The sequence below is a fragment of the Mycobacterium angelicum genome (assembly GCF_002086155.1).
In the GTDB taxonomy this organism is placed as follows: domain Bacteria; phylum Actinomycetota; class Actinomycetes; order Mycobacteriales; family Mycobacteriaceae; genus Mycobacterium; species Mycobacterium angelicum.
In genome coordinates this window covers 198,375-217,587 of sequence record NZ_MVHE01000001.1, presented here as the reverse complement: position 1 = coordinate 217,587, position 19,213 = coordinate 198,375, and the positions used below count along the sequence as shown (strand labels likewise).

General features: G+C 65.9%; 18 protein-coding genes. 13 read left to right on the top strand and 5 right to left on the bottom strand.

The genetic code is table 11. The annotated features are described in order from the left end of the window. Positions 1 to 2: 2 nt before the first annotated feature. The 6 genes from BST12_RS01020 (at position 3) to mddA (ending at position 7,966) form a co-directional block, all read left to right on the top strand. A complete protein-coding gene (locus BST12_RS01020) occupies positions 3 to 635 on the top strand; it encodes a ComF family protein (protein ID WP_083111119.1) in 633 nt (210 codons plus the stop codon). 325 nt (positions 636 to 960) lie between these two features. Beyond that, positions 961 to 1,638, top strand: coding sequence for a ribosome hibernation-promoting factor, HPF/YfiA family (gene hpf, locus BST12_RS01015; RefSeq protein ID WP_083111118.1), 678 nt, complete (start codon positions 961 to 963; stop codon positions 1,636 to 1,638). A gap of 223 nt (positions 1,639 to 1,861) precedes the next feature. Then, positions 1,862 to 4,675, top strand: coding sequence for a preprotein translocase subunit SecA (gene secA, locus BST12_RS01010; protein WP_083111117.1), 2,814 nt, complete (start codon positions 1,862 to 1,864; stop codon positions 4,673 to 4,675). A 164-nt stretch (positions 4,676 to 4,839) separates the two neighbouring features. Beyond that, the gene (locus BST12_RS01005) at positions 4,840 to 5,589 is read left to right on the top strand and encodes an MBL fold metallo-hydrolase (protein ID WP_083111116.1); all 750 of its coding nucleotides are present in this window, start codon (positions 4,840 to 4,842) and stop codon (positions 5,587 to 5,589) included. A gap of 7 nt (positions 5,590 to 5,596) precedes the next feature. After that, the gene (locus BST12_RS01000) at positions 5,597 to 7,147 is read left to right on the top strand and encodes an HD domain-containing phosphohydrolase (RefSeq protein WP_083111228.1); all 1,551 of its coding nucleotides are present in this window, start codon (positions 5,597 to 5,599) and stop codon (positions 7,145 to 7,147) included. Positions 7,148 to 7,210: 63 nt separating this feature from the next. Then, positions 7,211 to 7,966 (top strand): methanethiol S-methyltransferase, encoded by a 756-nt coding sequence (gene mddA, locus BST12_RS00995; RefSeq protein ID WP_083111227.1) that lies wholly within the window; start codon positions 7,211 to 7,213, stop codon positions 7,964 to 7,966. On the opposite strand, the gene BST12_RS00990 is transcribed toward mddA, so the two are convergent. Next, positions 7,963 to 8,427 carry an SRPBCC family protein gene (locus BST12_RS00990; protein WP_083111115.1) on the bottom strand — a complete coding sequence of 155 codons (465 nt, stop codon included), beginning with the start codon at positions 8,425 to 8,427 and terminating at the stop codon, positions 7,963 to 7,965. The two genes, mddA and BST12_RS00990, sit on opposite strands and share 4 nt — an antisense overlap. A gap of 19 nt (positions 8,428 to 8,446) precedes the next feature. Continuing rightward, the gene (locus BST12_RS00985) at positions 8,447 to 8,974 is read right to left on the bottom strand and encodes an Rv3235 family protein (protein WP_372510938.1); all 528 of its coding nucleotides are present in this window, start codon (positions 8,972 to 8,974) and stop codon (positions 8,447 to 8,449) included. A gap of 163 nt (positions 8,975 to 9,137) precedes the next feature. Here BST12_RS00985 and BST12_RS32795 point away from each other — a divergent pair, with 163 nt between their 5' ends. The 6 genes from BST12_RS32795 to BST12_RS00955 all read left to right on the top strand — a co-directional run bounded on the left by BST12_RS32795 (position 9,138) and on the right by BST12_RS00955 (position 15,968). Then, positions 9,138 to 10,559, top strand: coding sequence for a WS/DGAT/MGAT family O-acyltransferase (locus BST12_RS32795; protein WP_083111114.1), 1,422 nt, complete (start codon positions 9,138 to 9,140; stop codon positions 10,557 to 10,559). Positions 10,560 to 10,609: 50 nt separating this feature from the next. Then, entirely contained in the window at positions 10,610 to 11,446 is an 837-nt protein-coding gene (gene ppk2 / locus BST12_RS00975) for a polyphosphate kinase 2 (RefSeq protein ID WP_372510937.1), read from the top strand. Continuing rightward, a complete protein-coding gene (locus BST12_RS00970) occupies positions 11,443 to 11,940 on the top strand; it encodes a DUF6912 family protein (RefSeq protein ID WP_139801425.1) in 498 nt (165 codons plus the stop codon). Before ppk2 ends, BST12_RS00970 begins: the two co-directional genes overlap by 4 nt. A gap of 118 nt (positions 11,941 to 12,058) precedes the next feature. Continuing rightward, positions 12,059 to 13,258, top strand: a complete 1,200-nt coding sequence (locus BST12_RS00965) for a ferredoxin reductase (protein WP_083111112.1) — start codon at positions 12,059 to 12,061, stop codon at positions 13,256 to 13,258. Between the two features lie 87 nt (positions 13,259 to 13,345). Beyond that, entirely contained in the window at positions 13,346 to 14,617 is a 1,272-nt protein-coding gene (locus BST12_RS00960) for a fatty acid desaturase family protein (protein ID WP_083111111.1), read from the top strand. 94 nt (positions 14,618 to 14,711) lie between these two features. Further along, positions 14,712 to 15,968, top strand: coding sequence for a fatty acid desaturase family protein (locus BST12_RS00955; protein ID WP_083111224.1), 1,257 nt, complete (start codon positions 14,712 to 14,714; stop codon positions 15,966 to 15,968). A gap of 8 nt (positions 15,969 to 15,976) precedes the next feature. On the opposite strand, the gene BST12_RS00950 is transcribed toward BST12_RS00955, so the two are convergent. Genes BST12_RS00950 through BST12_RS00940 form a run of 3 tightly spaced genes read right to left on the bottom strand, consistent with a single transcriptional unit; the run spans position 15,977 to position 18,604 of the window. Further along, positions 15,977 to 16,471 carry a DUF302 domain-containing protein gene (locus tag BST12_RS00950; RefSeq protein WP_083111110.1) on the bottom strand — a complete coding sequence of 165 codons (495 nt, stop codon included), beginning with the start codon at positions 16,469 to 16,471 and terminating at the stop codon, positions 15,977 to 15,979. Next, positions 16,458 to 17,414, bottom strand: a complete 957-nt coding sequence (locus tag BST12_RS00945; RefSeq protein ID WP_083111109.1) for a nitrilase-related carbon-nitrogen hydrolase — start codon at positions 17,412 to 17,414, stop codon at positions 16,458 to 16,460. Before BST12_RS00945 ends, BST12_RS00950 begins: the two co-directional genes overlap by 14 nt. A gap of 14 nt (positions 17,415 to 17,428) precedes the next feature. Beyond that, positions 17,429 to 18,604 carry a thiolase family protein gene (locus BST12_RS00940; protein WP_083111108.1) on the bottom strand — a complete coding sequence of 392 codons (1,176 nt, stop codon included), beginning with the start codon at positions 18,602 to 18,604 and terminating at the stop codon, positions 17,429 to 17,431. An 88-nt stretch (positions 18,605 to 18,692) separates the two neighbouring features. Here BST12_RS00940 and BST12_RS00935 point away from each other — a divergent pair, with 88 nt between their 5' ends. Continuing rightward, a complete protein-coding gene (locus BST12_RS00935) occupies positions 18,693 to 19,184 on the top strand; it encodes a winged helix-turn-helix transcriptional regulator (protein WP_083111223.1) in 492 nt (163 codons plus the stop codon). The last annotated feature ends 29 nt before the right edge of the window (positions 19,185 to 19,213 follow it).

The window sequence follows — 19,213 nt, the reverse complement described above, 5'->3', positions numbered from 1 at the left end:
ATGTGCTGGACCTCGTTCTTCCATTGGCATGCGGCGGCTGCGGAGCGCCGTCGACCCGCTGGTGCGCGGTGTGCGCCGCGGAGCTGTCGGCGGCAGCCGCCGAACCGCGCGTGGTGACTCCCCGCATCGACCCGCAGGTGCCGGTATTCGCGCTGGGCCGCTACGTCGGCGCGCGGCGCCAGGCGATCCTGGCGTTGAAGGAACATGGCCGCGCCGACCTCGTCGTACCGCTGGCCCACGCCCTGGCCCTCGGTCTCCACCGGTTGCTGTGCTGGGGCATGCTCGACGCCCCGCTGACGATCGTGCCGGCACCGACGCGGCGATCGGCGGCGCGGCGGCGCGGTGGCGATCCCGTCGCCCGCATCGCGGCGACGGCGGTCGCAGACCACCCGGAGATCGCGGTCGTCCGGGCGCTGCGCATGCGGGCGCAGGCTCGCGATTCGGTGGGCCTGGACACCTCGGACCGGGAGCGCAACATCGCCGGGCGGGTGCTGCTGCGCGGCCGGCGACCGCGCCACGAAGTGATGCTCATCGACGACATCGTGACCACCGGGGCGACGGCGCGCGAGTCGGTGCGGGTGCTGGGCGCCGCCGGTATTCGGGTCGCCGCGGTGCTGGCGATCGCGGCGGCATGAACGGAGCAGCATGAACCAAAAAACGAGAACCAAAGAAGTTGCCAAGAGAACGCCAAGAACTGCAAACAGGTGTGCCAAATTGGTGGCACGGTGAGGCGAACACGAGCTAACGTCGGAAACAACATTTACTGACTCACGGTCGCGATTTCGCAGGTTGCAGTACAAGTTGACGTACACCCGCGCAAGGAGGTGAGTATTCGAAATCTTGCTCCGGCGGGCAGCCTCGGCGGTGGCATCGCAGCACCGCTCCAACCCCGTCGGCGCGTAGTTCAACGCCGTGCACGCAGGGCGCGTGTGACGTGAGAAGAGAAACGAGTAGTCACGTATGTCAAGACTTTCCGTGGGCTCCGGGCAGGCTCTGGACCAAGAACCGGCCGATTCTGAAGCGACGCCCAATGCCGAGGTCGTCGTCAAAGGCCGCAACGTCGAGATCCCCGACCACTACCGCGTTTACGTCTCCCAAAAACTCGCCCGGCTGGAGCGGTTCGACCGAACTATTTACCTGTTCGACGTCGAACTCGATCACGAACGCAACCGACGTCAGCGCAAGTCCTGTCAGCACGTGGAGATCACCGCTCGCGGCCGCGGGCCGGTGGTCCGCGGCGAAGGCTGCGCCAACAGCTTCTACGCCGCATTCGAGTCGGCGGTCGCCAAACTGGAAAGACGGCTGCGCCGCGTCAAGGATCGGCGCAAAGTGCACTACGGCGACAAGACTCCGGTATCCCTGGCCGCCGCCACCGCGGTGGTGCCGCCCCTGGAAAAGGCGTTCGACACCAACAGTGCCGAGCCCGGCGAACACGACGGTGCCGATGTGGACCACGAGCCGGGGCGCATCGTGCGAACCAAGGAACACCCGGCCAAGCCGATGACCGTCGACGACGCGCTCTACGAAATGGAGCTGGTCGGGCACGACTTCTTCCTGTTCCACGACAAGGACAGCGACCGGCCGTCGGTGGTCTACCGCAGGCACGCCTACGACTACGGCTTGATTCGCTTGGCTTAGCGGGCCGTCACCTACCATTTGGTCGCGACCCGTCCCCCGCAAGCGGGAGGTGCCCCCAGCGCCCGGCTACGCCGGGCTAGCGATCGCTCCTAGCCCATTTGGTCGCGACCCGCCGCGCCCGGCTACGCCGGGCTAGCGATCGCTCCTAGGATGGGGGGCGCTTACTAAAGAAGAAGAAGAAGACTCCTACCCACAAGGGAACATCCCAAAAGGGGACAACACTGTGCTGTCGAAGTTGCTGCGCCTTGGTGAAGGTCGCATGGTCAAGCGCCTCCGGAAGGTCGCCGACTACGTCAACACGTTGTCTGACGACGTCGAGAAGCTCACCGACGATGAGCTGAGGGCCAAGACCGGAGAGTTCAAGAAGCGCCTGGAAGACGGCGAGGATCTCGACGATCTGCTGCCCGAGGCGTTTGCCGTGGCCCGCGAGGCCGCCTGGCGGGTGCTCGACCAGCGCCCGTTCGACGTTCAGGTGATGGGCGCCGCGGCGCTGCACCTGGGCAACGTCGCCGAGATGAAGACCGGTGAGGGTAAGACCCTGACCTGCGTGTTGCCGGCCTACCTCAATGCGCTGGCCGGCAAGGGCGTGCACGTCGTCACCGTCAACGACTACCTGGCCAAACGCGACAGCGAATGGATGGGCCGGGTGCACCGGTTCCTGGGCCTGGACGTCGGCGTCATCCTCGCGCAGATGACGCCCGAGCAGCGGCGCGCCGCCTACAACGCCGACATCACCTACGGCACCAACAACGAGTTCGGCTTCGACTATCTGCGCGACAACATGGCCCACTCGCTCGAAGAGCTGGTGCAGCGCGGGCACAACTTCGCCGTCGTCGACGAGGTCGACTCCATCCTGATCGACGAGGCCCGCACCCCGCTGATCATTTCCGGCCCCGCCGACGGCGCCTCCAACTGGTACACCGAATTCGCCCGACTGGCGCCGCTGATGGAAAAGGACCTGCACTACGAGGTTGACCTGCGCAAACGCACCGTCGGCGTGCACGAAAAAGGAGTGGAGTTCGTCGAGGACCAGCTCGGCATCGACAACCTCTATGAGGCGGCCAACTCACCGCTGGTCAGCTACCTCAACAACGCGCTGAAGGCCAAGGAGCTGTTCAGCCGCGACAAGGACTACATCGTCCGCGACGGCGAGGTGCTGATCGTCGACGAGTTCACCGGTCGCGTGCTGATCGGCCGCCGTTACAACGAGGGCATGCACCAGGCCATCGAGGCCAAGGAGCACGTCGAGATCAAGGCCGAGAACCAGACGCTGGCCACCATCACGCTGCAAAACTACTTCCGGCTCTACGACAAGCTGGCCGGCATGACGGGCACCGCCCAGACCGAGGCGGCCGAGCTGCACGAGATCTACAAGCTGGGCGTGGTCTCCATTCCGACCAACAAGCCGATGGTCCGCGAAGACCAGTCCGACCTCATCTACAAGACCGAGGAAGCCAAGTACATCGCGGTGGTCGACGACGTCTCCGAGCGCTACGAGCAGGGCCAGCCGGTCCTGATCGGCACCACCAGCGTGGAGCGCTCGGAGTATCTGTCGCGGCAGTTCACCAAGCGGCGCATCCCGCACAACGTGCTCAACGCCAAGTACCACGAGCAGGAGGCCGGCATCATCGCCGTGGCGGGCCGGCGCGGCGGCATCACCGTGGCCACCAACATGGCCGGCCGCGGCACCGACATCGTGCTGGGCGGCAACGTCGACTTCCTCACCGACAAGCGGCTGCGCGAGCGCGGCCTGGACCCGGTGGAAACGCCGGAAGAGTACGAGCAGGCCTGGCACGAGGAACTGCCGATCGTCAAAGAGGAAGCCGGCAAGGAGGCCGAGGAGGTCATCGAGGCCGGCGGACTTTACGTCCTCGGCACCGAACGCCACGAGTCCCGGCGCATCGACAACCAGCTGCGCGGCCGGTCCGGCCGCCAGGGCGACCCGGGCGAGTCGCGCTTCTACCTGTCGCTGGGCGACGAGCTGATGCGCCGGTTCAACGGCGCTGCCTTGGAAACCTTGTTGACCAGGCTTAACCTGCCCGACGACGTGCCGATCGAGGCAAAGATGGTCACCCGCGCCATCAAGAGCGCCCAGACCCAGGTCGAGCAGCAGAACTTCGAGGTCCGAAAGAACGTCCTCAAGTACGACGAGGTGATGAACCAGCAGCGCAAGGTCATCTACGCCGAACGCCGCCGCATCCTCGAGGGCGAGGACCTGCAGAAGCAGGCCACCGACATGCTCGTCGACGTCATCACCGCCTACGTCGACGGCGCGACCAGCGAGGGCTATGCCGAGGACTGGGACCTCGACGCGTTGTGGACGGCGCTCAAGACTCTGTACCCGGTCGGAATCTCCCACGAGACGCTGATCCGCCACGACGACGACTCCGAGCGCGACGACCTCACCCGGGACGAGTTGCTCGACGCGCTGCTCAAAGACGCCGAACGTGCTTATGCCGCAAGGGAAGCCGAGCTGGAGGAAATCGGCGGCGAGGGCGCGATGCGTCAGCTGGAACGCAACGTGTTGCTCAACGTCATCGACCGAAAGTGGCGCGAGCACCTCTACGAGATGGACTACCTCAAAGAGGGCATCGGGTTGCGCGCGATGGCCCAGCGCGATCCGCTGGTCGAGTACCAGCGCGAGGGCTATGACATGTTCATGGCAATGCTCGACGGCATGAAAGAGGAATCCGTCGGCTTTCTGTTCAACGTCACCGTGGAAGCGGTTCCGGCTCCGCAGGTCGACGTCGCCCCGGTGGAAGCGCCCGAAGGTCTCGCCGAGCTGGCGAATGCGGCCCCGGCTGAAACCAAACGCGAAGAGGCGCCAAGCACCTTGCGCGCCAAGGGAATCGATGACGAAGCGCCTGCGCTCACCTACTCCGGTCCGTCGGAGGACGGTTCGGCGCAGCTGCAGCGCAACGGTGGCGCCAAGACGCCGGCCGGCGTGGCCGGCGGCGGCAGCCGGCGTGAACGGCGCGCGGCGGCCCGGCAACAAGGTCGCGGCGCCAAGCCGCCGAAGTCGGTGAAGAAGCGCTAGGTAGCTTTTCAGCGCCGAACGTGAAGCCAGCTTCACGTTGAGCGTCGAGCGTGAGGCTGGCTTCACGCTCGGGCGGGTGTGCGGCCCCGGCGCTAGGGCCGACTCGCAGAATTTGAGGCACCCGCCTCATGTGCGGGAGGGCGCCAGGCGCGCACCCTTTCCGCATGACCAAGTTCCGCACCCCCCTCGACGCCGTCACCGCCGTCCTGCAAAACCCCGTGTTGCCCGATGGAGCCGACGAACGGTTCGTCGGCTTCGGGGTGATGGGCCTGCCCTTCGCCAGCGGGCACTACCTCGCCCTGCGGGATTTTCCGGCGGCCTCCTTCGCGCCGGCCTATCGATCGGTCTGGCACCGCGATCCGAACGGCAGCTGGACGTTCTACGCGACGACGCCAGGGCCGCAGAGCTGCTCGCGCTACTTCAGCACGGTCACGCCCAACGCCGCCGTCCAGTGCGATATCGACGTCGCGTGGGTAACGCCGTGGTCGCTGTTCGTGGGCATCGCGGGGCTGCTCGAGTGGGAGATCGACATCCGCGCCACGGCTTCGACGCGGCTGATGACCGCGCTCGGTGGATGGCTGCCGGCCAGCGCCTGGACGAACCGGCTCGTGCTGGGTGCGCTGGGCCGGGCGGCCGGGCCGACGCTGCATGCGGGACAACTCCGCCTCGCCGGAACCGCGCCCAACGGCCAGCGCTTCATGATCGCGCCCAGCCGGGTGTGGTCGGTGGCGGGCTCACGCGCCGTGCTGGGCGACGTGGACCTCGGACCGGTGGCACCGCTGCCACAGCAGCCGCGGCTCGCCGGGTTCCGGCCGCCGCAGCGTGGTCTGTTCGTGGTGGGCTCGGGACACTTCGAGAATTTCGACGCGGCTCGTCATCATGCCGTCGACCGCACTGTCAGCTGGGCACAATAGGTTGGTGATGTCCGGCACTTCAGAGTTGCCCACGCGCGCCGAGTTGCTCGCGGCGCTGTCGGTGGCGATCGATCTGGGGTTGGGACAGCCTGCCGAACACATGCTGCGCTCCGCGCTCATCGCGACCCGGCTCGCCGATCGACTGGGGCTGAACCGAGAGCAGCGTGATTGCGCGTACTACACGACGCTGATCATGTGGATCGGATGTCACGCCGATTCCCATGAATACGCGCGATGGTTCGGCGATGACATCGCCGTGCGGCATGACTCCTACCTGATCGATTGGTCCGGGCTGCCGTACTGGCGCTTCCTGGCCGGCAATGTCGGCCGTGGGCAGTCGCTGATGCAGCGGCTCAACGTCATGGCAACGCTGTTCGTCAACGCGCGCGGCCAGCTGTCCCAGATGATCCACTCGCACTGTATGTCGGCGGCACTGCTGGCCGATCGAATTGGCTTGGGCCCCAACGTACAAGCCGCGCTGGCCTTCACCTTCGAGCGCTACGACGGCGGCGGCCTGCCCACCGGCGCGCGCGGCGATGCGATCCCCGTTCAGATGCGGGTCGCGCAACTGGCGGAGATGGCCGAGGTGCACCACCGCACATACGGGGTGGCGGGCGCCGTCGCGATGGTGCGCGGCCGCCGCGGCGGGCAGTTCGATCCTGCGGTGGCCGACACGTTTCTCACCGACCCCGAAGCCATCTTGGCCGGCCCGCTGACCGGCGACGCGTGGGCCGCGGCTCTGCAGGCCGCCCCCGATTACCGCCATCGCCTCGACGACAAGTCGCTGGACGCACTGCTCGTCGCACTCGGCGACTTCGTGGACCTCAAGTGCCCATTCACCCTCGGGCATGCGCGCGGTGTGGCACGCCTGGCCGGTGATGCGGCCTCGGCAGCGGGGCTTGACCACGATGCGGCGGCTCTGACCAGGCGTGCCGGCCATGTGCACGACCTGGGTCGCATCGGGGTATCGAATCAAATCTGGTCCAGGCCAGGGGGACTGACGGCGGCCGAGTTCGAGCGCGTCCGTCTGCACCCGTATTTCACCGTGCGGATCCTCAATCAGGTTCCGGGGCTGCGGAAGCTCGCCGAGGTCGCCGGTAATCATCATGAGTGCCTCGACGGGTCGGGATACCCGCGCGGTCTGGCCGGCACCGCGTTGAGCCTGCCCGACCGCATCCTGGCCGCCGCCGTGAGCTACCAATCCGGTTGCGAGCCAAGGCCATACCGCCAACAACTGACGCCGGACTCCGCGGCGCGGCGGCTTCGGGCGCGGGCGCAGGCGGGCGAGCTCGACTCGGCCGCCGTCGAGGCGGTACTGCATGCCGCGGGACATCGCGCGCCGCGGCCGAAGCTGCGTCCGGACGGGCTCACTCCCCGAGAGCTGGAGGTGCTGTGCCTGGTTGCCCGCGGCGCGTCCAACAAACAGATCGCGGGACAACTGGTGATCAGCGAAAAGACCGCGCGCAACCACGTCGAGCGAACCTACGCCAAGATCGGCGTCTCCAACCGCATCGGAGCCAGCATGTACGCGCTCGCCAATGGCCTAGTTAGTGCGTAACTCGTCCTGAATTGAGGCATCCGCCCCATGTTCGGAGGGGGCTTTCCGGCGGACAATCGCACCATGAAGCGCTACTTGACAATCGGCTACGGCGCGGCGGCCTATCTGATCTTCGTCGTCTCCTTCCTGTATGCAATCGGTTTCGTGAGCGGCGTCGCGGTGCCGCGCACCCTCGACCACGGGATCGCCGGCCCACTGTGGCAGGCGGTCCTGATCAACACCGCGCTGCTTGGCGTCTTCGCAGTCCAGCACAGTGTGATGGCCAGACCGGGATTCAAGAAGTGGTGGACGCGATTGGTGCCGACCCAGATCGAGCGCAGCACCTACGTGCTGTTGTCGAGCCTGGCGCTGCTGCTGCTGTATTGGCAGTGGCGAACGATGCCGGCGCTCATCTGGGACGTGCGCCAGCCATTCGGCCGCTGGGCCATGTGGGTGCTGTTCTGGCTGGGCTGGGCGATAGCATTCGGCACCACGTTCATGATCAACCATTTCGACCTGTTCGGTCTGCGCCAGGTGTACCTGGCTGGGCGCGGAAAGCCTTACACCGAACTGCATTTCAGCAGCCACCTGCTGTACCGCCTGGTGCGCCATCCGCTGATGCTCGGTTTCCTGATCGCGTTCTGGGCCACACCCACGATGACGGGCGGGCACCTGTTCTTCTCGATCGGCATCACCGCGTACATCCTGATCGCCCTGCAATTGGAGGAGCGCGATCTGGTGACTCAGCTGGGCGACAACTACCGCGCCTACCGCCGCGACGTGCCGATGCTGGTTCCCATGCCGCGCCGGCACAGCGCCGAAACGGTTGGCAACAACTAACTTTCGAGCAGGGCAGCGATGCGGTCCAGGGTGGCACGCATGCCGTTGGCGGTCAGCTCGGGCATCGAGCCGCTGGTGATCAACCACTTCTGCTTGTCCTGCGACACATCCCAGGTCTCGCGAACCAGCGTGCCCCCGTCGACGGCCTGCAGTTCATATCGCCAGATCCGGCCGCCCACAAAGCCACCCATCCCGACGGTCTGCCACGCGATGCGGCGGTCCGGTTCGAATTCGATGACGGTGTTGGTGGTTCGGTAGGGGATGAACAGGGTCTCCTTGCGGCCCCGCATGGCCATCCCGAATTTCGCGCCCTTCGACAGGGGCACCGACGCTGCGGAAGCGTGATTCACCGAATCCGAACCGTCGAAGCTGGCGTGTTTCCCCGCGTCGGCCAGCAACGCGAAGATCTGGTCGGGGGCGGCTTTGATGACGCGTTCGACGCTGACTGTGTTGCCTTCCATCGGCTCACCGTATCCCTCTTCAGCCGATGTGCAGGGCGACGACCAGCCATCCGCCGGCCGCCGTTTGCTCCACGCGGCAGGCGATCGCGTGTATCCGGCCGCCGCGGCTATAGGTGCCGCAGACCTCGGCCGCGTTGTCGCCTACCTCGCATCCGGCCGGCTGTAGCCGCATCCGGCGCAGCGTCGCCGTGCCTGTCGAGGCTGTCATTGCGCGGCTGACCGAGCGCACCGAGTCGACGAGACTGGGTGCCAGCACCGCGCGCAATTGAGCCGCCGGACGGCGACGGTCGATGACTTCCAGAACCCGGCGCAGGGCGGCGTCGGAGAACATCGCCGCCTGGCGCATCTGCACCGACCGCACCGTCTCGGCCGGGGCCACCGGCGGCCGGGGAGAAAGTTGGCGAACACTGGGAGTGTGCAACCGCGCCGGCGCGTGGGATGATGGCCCGCACTGCGGGAGGTTTCGCGTCGGGGGTTCGTAGTCGACCACGGGCATGACGGCGCGGGTCTTGCGGCGGGGCGGGCCCACGATGGGAGCAGTGGTCACCGGGCACTCTCCAAACTTCACTACCGGGACGGGGAAGGCTGCTGGAGAGTGGCAGACGGTTGTTGTTCAGGGTTTCCTGACCGCGGGAAATCATTGCACAAATGTGGCCGGCGTGTTTTCGCGCCGGAACAGTCGATGAATTGACAAGGAGGACAGCACCGTAATGGTGACCCGGTTGTCCCCGGCGGACGCGTCCTTCTATCGGCTGGAGAACACCGCCACCCCAATGTACGTGGGATCGTTGTCGATCCTGCGCCGCCCGCGCGCCGGCTTGAGCTATGAGACGCTGCTGGCCACTGTCGAACAGCGGCTACCGCAGATACCGCGCTACCGGCAGAAGGTCCGCCAAGTCAAGATCGGCTACCCGGTTCACCTGGCCCGGCCGGTCTGGCTCGACGATCCCGACTTCGACATCACCTATCACGTCCGGCGATCGGCGCTGCCCTCGCCCGGCAGCGACGAGCAACTGCACGAGCTGATCGCGCGGCTGGCCGCACGACCGCTCGACAAGTCGCGGCCGCTGTGGGAGATGTACCTCGTCGAGGGCCTGGCCAAAAACCGCGTCGCCCTCTACACCAAGTCACACCAGGCGTTGATCAACGGCATGAGCGCGCTGGAGATCGGCCACGTCATCGCCGATCGGACCCGGCGCCCACCGGCCTTCCCCGAAGACATCTGGATACCGGAACGCGATCCCGGCGACACGCGGTTGGTGCTCGGCGCGATCGGCGACTGGGTGGTGGGGCCGGGCGCGCAACTGCAGGCCGTCGGCTCCGCGGTCGCGGGAGTGGCCACCAGCTACAGCCAGCTCGTCGACGCCGGGCGGCGGGTCCTCGACGTCGCGCGCACGGTGGCGCGCGGCACCGCCCCCAGCAGTCCGCTCAATGCCACCGTGTCGCGCAATCGGCGGTTCACGGTCGCCCGCGGACGGCTCGAGGACTATCGGGCGGTGCGGGCTCGCTATGACTGCGACATCAACGATGTGGTGCTGGCGGTGGTGGCCGGGGCGCTGAGCAATTGGCTGATGTCGCGCGGTGAAGCGCTGGCCCCGACGGCGACGGTGCGGGCAATGGCGCCGCTGTCGGTCTATGCCGATGACCAACTGGACTCCACCGGACCGGGGCAGGCGATCAGTCAGGTCACCCCGTTCCTGGTCGACCTGCCGGTGGGGGAGGGTAACGCAGTGGTGCGGCTGTCGCAGATCGCGCACGCCACCGAGTCGAACCCGACGGCCGCCAGCCTGGTCGATGCCAGGACGATCGTCACGTTGTCCGGGTTTGCGCCACCCACCCTGCATGCCATGGGGATCCGGGTGGCCACGACTTTTTCGGCGCGATTGTTCAACCTGCTGATCACCAATGCGCCTGGAGCGCAGTCGCAGATGTACGTCGCCGGTACCAAGTTGCTCGAGACCTATGCCGTGCCGCCGTTGTTGCACAACCAGGCTTTGGCCATCAGCGTGACGTCCTATAACGGCATGCTCTATTACGGGATCAATGCCGACCGCGACGCGATGAGTGATGTCGATCTGTTGCCGGGGCTGCTGAACCAAGCACTGGAAGAGCTTCTCGAAGGTACCCGGTAGCTTCCCGGTAGCGGCGTGAAAACCGCTGCGTGCGGATAACATCCGTTGATGTGAGCACGGCGAAGAAAACGAAACCAGGCCGATCCGAGATACCCAAGATCTCCAATAGCGTGTATGCAGCCGAATTGTTCCGGCTCCAAACGGAATTCGTGAAGCTGCAGGAGTGGGCGCGGACTACCGGCGCGCGCATCGTCATCATCTTTGAGGGCCGTGACGCGGCCGGCAAGGGCGGTGCCATCAAACGGATCACCGAATATCTCAGCCCGCGCAGCGCCCAAATCGCCGCCCTGCCGGTGCCCACCGATCGCGAACGCGGCCAGTGGTACTACCAGCGCTATATCGCCCACCTGCCCGCCAGGGGCGAAATCGTGCTCTTCGACCGGTCCTGGTACAACCGCGCCGGGATCGAAAAGGTCATGGGATTCTGTACGCCGCAAGAGTATGTGCTGTTCTTGCGGCAGACGCCGCTCTTCGAGCAGATGCTGATCGACGACGGCATCCTGTTGCGCAAGTACTGGTTCTCAGTGTCTGAAGCCGAACAGCTGCGCCGATTCAAGGCCAGGCGCAATGACCCTGTCCGGCAATGGAAACTCAGCACGATGGACTTGGAATCGGTGTATCGGTGGGAGGACTATTCACGCGCCAAGGACGAGATGATGGTGCACACCGATACGCCCGTCAGCCCCTGGTACATCGTGGAATCCGATATCAAGAAGCATGCGCGGCTGAATATGATGTCCCACTTGCTGTCCACGATCGACTACTGCGAAGTGAAAACGCCGGAGGTCAAGTTGCCCGAACGACCGGTCGCCAGCGGTAACTACCAGCGGCCGCCCCGGGAGCTGTCGAACTACGTCGTCGACTACGCGGCAACGTTGATCAGATGATGCAGGTGTACATTCCGGCCACCCTGGCGATGCTGCAACAGCTCGTCGCCGAGGGATCGTTGTGGCCGGTCAACGGCACCGCGTTTGCGGTCACACCGGCATTGCGCGAGTCCTACGCCGAGGGCGACGACGACGAACTCGCCGAGGTGGCGCTGCATGAGGCGGCGCTCGCGTCGTTGCGTCTGCTGGCCGGTCAGGAAGGTGAGGCGCTGCCGCGGCGCGCGGTCGTGGCCGCCGAGGTCGACGAGGCCAAATACCGACCCGACCTCGACGACGCCGTCGTCAGGTTAAGCGCACCGGTGGCGATGGACCGGGTTGTGGCCGCCTATGTCGACAACGTCGGCGCAGAGCCGGCGGTGACGGCGGCTATCGCGGTCATCGATGACGCGGACCTGGGCGACGAGGACGCCGAGCTGGTGGTCGGTGACGCCCAGGACCACGACCTGGCCTGGTATGCCACCCAGGAACTGCCCTTCCTGCTCGACCTGCTCTGACTGCGCCGTGTGACGCATTCTCAGCATTTCGGTCTAGATACGCCACCGTAAGTTACGGTACCGTAGCTTTGTTGGAAGGGCGTAAAACTCGCCCCCGAGCTGGGCGGAAGCCGAACCTATGAGCAAAAAGTCCACGGCGGTCAACGCCAACGTCGTCGATACCAAGCGACCCACCGTCGTCGGGGCGGACAAGCACCCGGGCTGGCACGCGCTGCGCAAACTCGCCGCGCGCATCACCACCCCGCTATTGCCCGACGACTACCTGCACCTGGCCAATCCGCTGTGGTCCGCCAGGGAATTGCGCGGCCGCATCCTGGAAGTCCGCCGCGAGACCGAAGACTCCGCGACGCTGGTCATCAAACCGGGCTGGGGCTTCAGCTTCGACTACCAGCCCGGCCAATACATGGGCATCGGCCTGCTGATCGACGGACGCTGGCGCTGGCGGTCGTACTCGTTGACGTCCAGCCCGGCGACGGCGAGCGCCGGTACGGCGCGAGTAAGGAGCCGGGCAATCAGATCCAGCCCCGCGACATCGGGCAGCGACCGCACCGTCACCATCACCGTCAAGGCGATGCCCGAGGGTTTCTTGTCCACCCACCTGGTGGGCGGCGTCGCACCTGGAACCATCGTGCGGCTGGCCGCGCCGCAGGGCAATTTCGTGTTGCCCGACCCGGCGCCGGCGTCGGTCCTGTTCCTGACCGCCGGATCCGGGATCACCCCGGTGATGTCGATGCTGCGAACGTTGGTGCGCCGCAACCAGATAACCGACATCACCCACGTGCATTCGGCGCCCACCGCGACGGACGTCATGTTCGCCGACGAGCTGGCCGCGTTGGCGCAGGATCACCCCGGCTATCGCTTGGCGGTGCGAGAGACCCGCGCCGAGGGCCGCCTCGAACTGTCCCAGATCGGCCAGCTGGTGGGGGACTGGCGGGAACGCCAGACCTGGGCCTGCGGGCCCGAGGGCATGCTCAACCAGGCCGAGAAGGTGTGGTCGTCGGCGGGCATCAGCGACCGGTTGCACCTGGAGCGGTTTGCGGTGACCAAGGCGGCGCCGGCGGGGGCCGGTGGCACGGTCACTTTCGCCCGCAGTGGCCGGCGCGTGGCCGCTGACGCCGCGACGTCGGTAATGGACGCGGGCGAGAGCGCCGGCGTGCAGATGCCCTTCGGTTGCCGGATGGGGATCTGTCAATCCTGTGTGGTCGAGCTGGTCGAGGGCCATGTCCGTGACCTGCGCACGGGCCAGGAGCACGACCCCGGCACCCGGGTGCAGACCTGCATTTCGGCGGCCTCGGGCGACTGTGTGGTCGACATTTAAGGTTACTCACAGGTAACCTACGGAGTCGTAGGTTACGATGGCGTAGGTCAGTAGAAATCAACGACCGTACGACGCGAGGAGAGCATCATGGCGATCACAGACGTCGACGTATTCGCTCATCTGACGGACACCGACATCGAAAATCTGGCCGTAGAGCTGGACGCCATCCGTCAGGACATCGAAGACTCCCGCGGTGAGCGCGACGCCCGCTATATCCGTCGCACCATCGCCGCACAACGCGCCCTCGAGGTGAGTGGCCGGCTGATGCTGGCCGCGGGCTCCCGGCGCTCGGCGTGGTGGGCAGGGGCCGCGACCCTGGGCGTGGCCAAGATCATCGAGAACATGGAGATCGGCCACAACGTCATGCACGGCCAGTGGGACTGGATGAACGACCCCGAGATTCACTCCTCGAGCTGGGAGTGGGACATGAGCGGGTCGTCCAAGCACTGGCGCTACACCCACAACTTCGTGCACCACAAATACACCAACATTCTCGGCATGGACGACGACGTGGGCTACGGCATGCTGCGCGTCACCCGGGACCAGCGCTGGAAGCGCTACAACATCTTCAACCTGGTGTGGAACACGCTGCTCGCCCTGCTGTTCGAGTGGGGAGTTGCGCTGCAGCACTTGGAGATTGGCAAGATCATCAAGGGCCGGCTGGCCCGTGACGAGGCCCGTGCCCGGCTGCGCGAATTCTCCGGCAAGGCCGGTCGCCAGGTGGTCAAGGACTACATCGCCTATCCCGCGCTGACCTCGTTGTCCCCGGGTGCGACCTACCGGTCCACCGTCACGGCCAACGCGCTGGCCAACGTGATCCGCAACGTGTGGTCCAACGCCGTGATCTTCTGCGGTCACTTCCCCGACGGCGCCGAGAAGTTCACCAAGACCGACATGGTCGGCGAGACCAAGGGGCAGTGGTACCTGCGTCAGATGCTGGGCAGCGCCAACTTCGAGGCCGGCCCCGCGCTGCGGTTCATGAGCGGCAACCTGTGCCACCAGATCGAGCACCACCTGTACCCCGACCTGCCGAGCAACCGGCTTGCCGAGATCTCGGTGCGGGTGCGCGAGTTGTGCGACAAGTACGACCTGCCGTACACCACCGGCTCGTTTTTGGTGCAGTACGGCAAGACCTGGCGCACCCTGGCCAAGCTGTCGTTGCCGAACAAGTACCTGCGCTATGACACCGACAACGCGCCGGAGACCCGCAGCGAGCGGATGTTCGCCGACCTGGGGCCGGGTTTTGCGGGCACCGACCCGCAGACCGGGCGCCGGCGCGGGCTGAAGACCGCGATCGCGGCCGTGCGGGGTTGGCGGCGCGACCGGACGGCGAGCCGGCCAGAGGACCTGGCGGCCTAGCGCGGCTACTGTTTCATAGGCGCTCAACAAAAATTCATGGCATCGTCGTTACCGTCTGTTGCGGTCAATGGCTGCACTGCAGGAAGGTAAGACGATGGCGATCACCGACGTCGACGTGTTCGCTCACTTGACGAGCGCCGACATCGACGCACTGGCCGTCGAGCTGGACGCCATCCGCCGCGACGTCGAAGAGTCGCGCGGTGAACGGGACGCCCGCTACATCCGCCGCACCATCGCTGCGCAGCGTGGACTGGAGGTGGCGGCCCGGGTGCTGCTGGGCGCCAGCTCGCGGCGCTGGGCGTGGTGGACCGGCTCGGTGACACTGGCGCTGGCCAAGATCATCGAGAACATGGAGATCGGCCACAACGTCATGCACGGCCAGTGGGACTGGATGAACGATCCCGAGATTCACTCCTCCACCTGGGAGTGGGACATGCTGTCCACGTCCAGACACTGGCGCTACACCCACAACTTCGTGCACCACAAGTACACCAACATCCTCGACATGGACCACGACGTCGGCTACGACATGGTCCGGGTGACCCGAGACCAGCCCTGGAGGCGGCGCAACGGTTTCAACCTGGTGATCAACACCGTGCTGGCGCTCGCCTTCGAACTGGGAATCGCGTTGCGGCACTTGGAAGTCCACGAGGTCTTCCGGAAGGATCCCACCGAGCGCGACGCGGCTCGGGCGCGGCTGCGGGAGTTCTCCGGCAAGGCCGGCCGCCAGCTGGCCAAGGACTATGTCGCGTTCCCGGCGCTGACCTCGCTGTCACCCGGCGCGACGTACCGGTCCACGATGAAGGCCAATGCGATGGCCAATGTGATTCGCAACGTGTGGTCCAACGCGGTGATCTTCTGTGGCCACTTCCCCGACGGCGCCGAGAAGTTCACCAAGACGGACATGGTGGGCGAGACCAAGGGGCAGTGGTATCTGCGCCAGATGCTGGGCAGTGCCAACTTCAACGCCGGCCCCGCATTGCGCTTCATGAGTGGCACCCTGTCTCATCAGATCGAGCATCACTTGTACCCGGACCTGCCGAGTAACCGGCTTGCCGAGATCTCGGTGCGGGTGCGCGAGTTGTGCGACAAGTACGACCTGCCGTACACCACCGGCTCGTTTTTGGTGCAGTACGGCAAGACCTGGCGCACCCTGGCCAAGCTGTCGTTGCCGGACAAGTACCTGCGCGACGGCGCTGACGACGCGCCGGAGACCCGCAGCGAGCGGATGTTCGCCGACCTGGGGCCGGCTTTTGCAGGCACCGACCCGGCGACCGGGCGCCGGCGCGGGTTGAAGACCGCGATCGTCACCGTGCGCGGTTGGCGGCGCGCCAGGCGCGCCTCGGTCTAAGGTTTGGTCTAAGCCGTCACCTTCTCGGCCAGCGCGGCCAACTTGGCGTCGAGTTGCTGTGCGGCACTGAGCAATTCGGGATTTTCTTCGACAATCATGAGCGACGACGGCTTGACGTAGGTCAAGCTGCTGTGCCCGTCGGCTTGGTCGAGAAGCAGCAGCTCGACGGGGGCGAACAGGCCGGCGCTTACATCGTGGCGCAACATGGTGATTGCGATCAACGGATTACCGAGGATGACGCGCAACGCCTTGCGGTCGATGCCGGCTTTGTTGATCCACCCGCCATGCTCTATCAGGCCGAACAGCATGAAACCGCTTGGCCCTACATAAGATTCAACCTTGCCGCGGTAGGACTCCCAATCGTCGGTGGCCGCCGCGACGTCGTTGATGGGAATCGGCTTTTCGCCGATGTCGGCCAGCAGCGCGGCGACGAGTTCGGGGTAGCTCTTGGCGCTGTCGTAGCGCACCCGTACGCCGTCAAAGCGGGTTTCAGACGCTGACATGCTCGGCTTCTTCATCGACGGTTTCGTGTACATGAGCCGCCGGGATGCGATCCACCCGCAGGCTCAGCAACTCGGGCCGGCTGTAGTGACCACTGGCGTCCATCAGGATCTTGCGTGCGTCGATCAATGAGAAGTCGAGGTCGGCGATCACCTCACCCTCGCCGGAACGCAGCGGCTCGCCCAGGTATTCGCCCTGCGGTGTGATGATCGCGGTAAAAAAGCCGCCGGAGATCGGCTTGATAGGGCCCCCGGTGTCGGCGGCGATCTGCGCCTGCTGATCGGCGTCCAGCCACGCGGTGGCGTTGACGACGAAGGCGCCAGACTCCAGCGCGTGGTTGCGCGCGCTGATCTCGGTTTGCTCAGCGAAGAGGTCACCGCCGAAAGACCCGGGAAACATTGCGGAGTGGATCTGCTCGCCGTCGGCGATCAGGGCGTAGCGGGCCAGCGGGTTGTAGTGCTCCCAGCAGGCCAACTGCCCGATTCGCCCGACCGCGCTGTCGACGGCCCGCAGCCCGCTGCCGTCGCCCTGACCCCACACCATCCGTTCGTGGTAGGTCGGTGTGGTCTTGCGCCGGCGCGCAATCAGGGTGCCGTCGGCGTCGAAGAGCAACTGCGTGTTGTACAGGGACCCGCCGTCGCGTTCGGTCACTCCTATCGACACCACCATGTTGGCCGCGCGTGCCGCCGCACCGATCGCGTCGACCTCGGGCGACGGTATGGTGACCGCCTGATCCATGAGCTGCAGGTGTTGCGAGCGCATCTCGAACGGGCGCTGGACAAACGAGAAGTACGGATAATACGGAATCACCGTCTCTGGAAAGGTCGCGAACTGGACGCCCCGGGCGCCCAGCTGCGCGATCTTGGCAATCACCTTCTGGATCGTGCCCTCGCGGCTGTATAGCACCGGACTGAGTTGCACTGCGGCGGCACGGATTACGGTCATTACCCTGTCCTTCGCTAGTTCAGCCGCTCGATGATGGTGGCATTGGCCATACCGCCGCCCTCGCACATCGTCTGCAACCCATAGCGTCCTCCGCGTTGATGCAAGGCGTTCACCAGGGTGGTCATGATGCGTGCCCCGCTGGCGCCCAGCGGGTGGCCGATCGCGATGGCGCCGCCGTTGACGTTGGTCTTAGCCAGATCGGCGCCGACGTCCTGAGCCCAGGCCAGCACGACCGGCGCGAACGCCTCGTTCACCTCGAACAGGTCGATATCGGCCAACGTCAGTCCGGCGCGCCGGAGCACCTTCTCGGTGGCCGGAATGACCCCGGTCAGCATGTAGAGCGGGTCGGAGCCCACCACGGTCGTGGTGTGAATGCGGGCCAGCGGGCGCAGCCCCAGCTTCCTGGCCACCTCGCTGGTGGTGATCATGACCGCCGCGCTGCCGTCGGACAGCGGCGACGAGTTGCCTGGCGTGATCGACCAATTGATCTGCGGGAAGCGCTCTTTCATCGCCTCGCTGTAGAAGGCCGGCTGCAACGCGGACAGGGTCTCGACGGTGGTGCCGGACCGGACGATCTCGTCGGTGTTAAGCCCGGCAATCGGCGCTAGCTCGTTGTCGAAGAGACCGTCTTTGGTGGCGCGCGCCGCCTTGTCATGGCTGGCCGCGGAGAACTCGTCGAGCTGGGCGCGCGAGAACCCCCAACGCGCGGCGATCAGCTCGGCGCTGATCCCCTGGGGCACCAGGCCCTCGGGATAGCGCTGGCTCATGTCCGCGCCGAACGGGTTGCTGCCCGGCAGCACGGAGGTCCCCATCGGGACGCGGCCCATTGATTCCACACCGGCGGCCACGACGATGTCATAGGCGCCGGCGAGCACGCCCTGGGCGGCGAAGCTGATCGCCTGCTGGCTGCTGCCGCACTGCCGGTCGATGGTGACGCCGGGCACCGACTCCGGAAACCCGGCTCCCAGCAACGCATTACGGGCGATGTTGATCGCCTGGTCACCGACCTGGGTGACGGCGCCGGCAATGACGTCGTCGATGTGGACCGGGTCGACGCCGGTGCGGTTCACGACTTCGCGCAGGCTGTGTGCCAGCAGGTCGGCGGGCAGCACCTCGTGCAGGGCACCGCTGGTCTTGCCCTTGCCGATGGGTGTGCGCACAGCGCCGACGATCACGGCGTCACGTGTCATGGCTCCTCCTTGATCTGGGTATCTATCGCTATACCCAGCTATAACACCTAGGTATAGTGAAAGCAACCCAGACCGGGAGGTGATTTCGATGACAATGCTTCAGGGGCGACTCGCCGATCGCGAGGCCTGGTCGGCGGTCGGCGAGTGTGCGATCGAGAAGACCATGGCGGTGGTCGGCACCAAATCCGCGATGCTGATCATGCGCGAGGCCTACTACGGCACCACCCGATTCGACGATTTCGCTCGCCGGGTGGGCATCACCAAAGCAGCCACCTCGGCGCGGCTGGCCGAATTGGTCGACCTCGGGTTGCTGACCCGCCGGCCCTACCAGGAGCCCGGGCAGCGCAGTCGCGACGAATATGTGCTCACCAACGCCGGCGTGGAATTCATGCCGGTGGTGTGGGCGATGTTCCAGTGGGGCCGGCGCCATCTGCCGGGCCGCGACCGGCTGCGGCTGACCCATTTGGGCTGCGGCGCCGACGCCGAAGTCGAAATGCGCTGCAGTAAAGGCCATTTAGTCCCGCCCGACGAACTCGGCATGCGGCTGGCGCCCACACCCACCCGGCGCGAGCGTGCGTAGATGTACACAATTAGCGGCGTGTCGCTGTG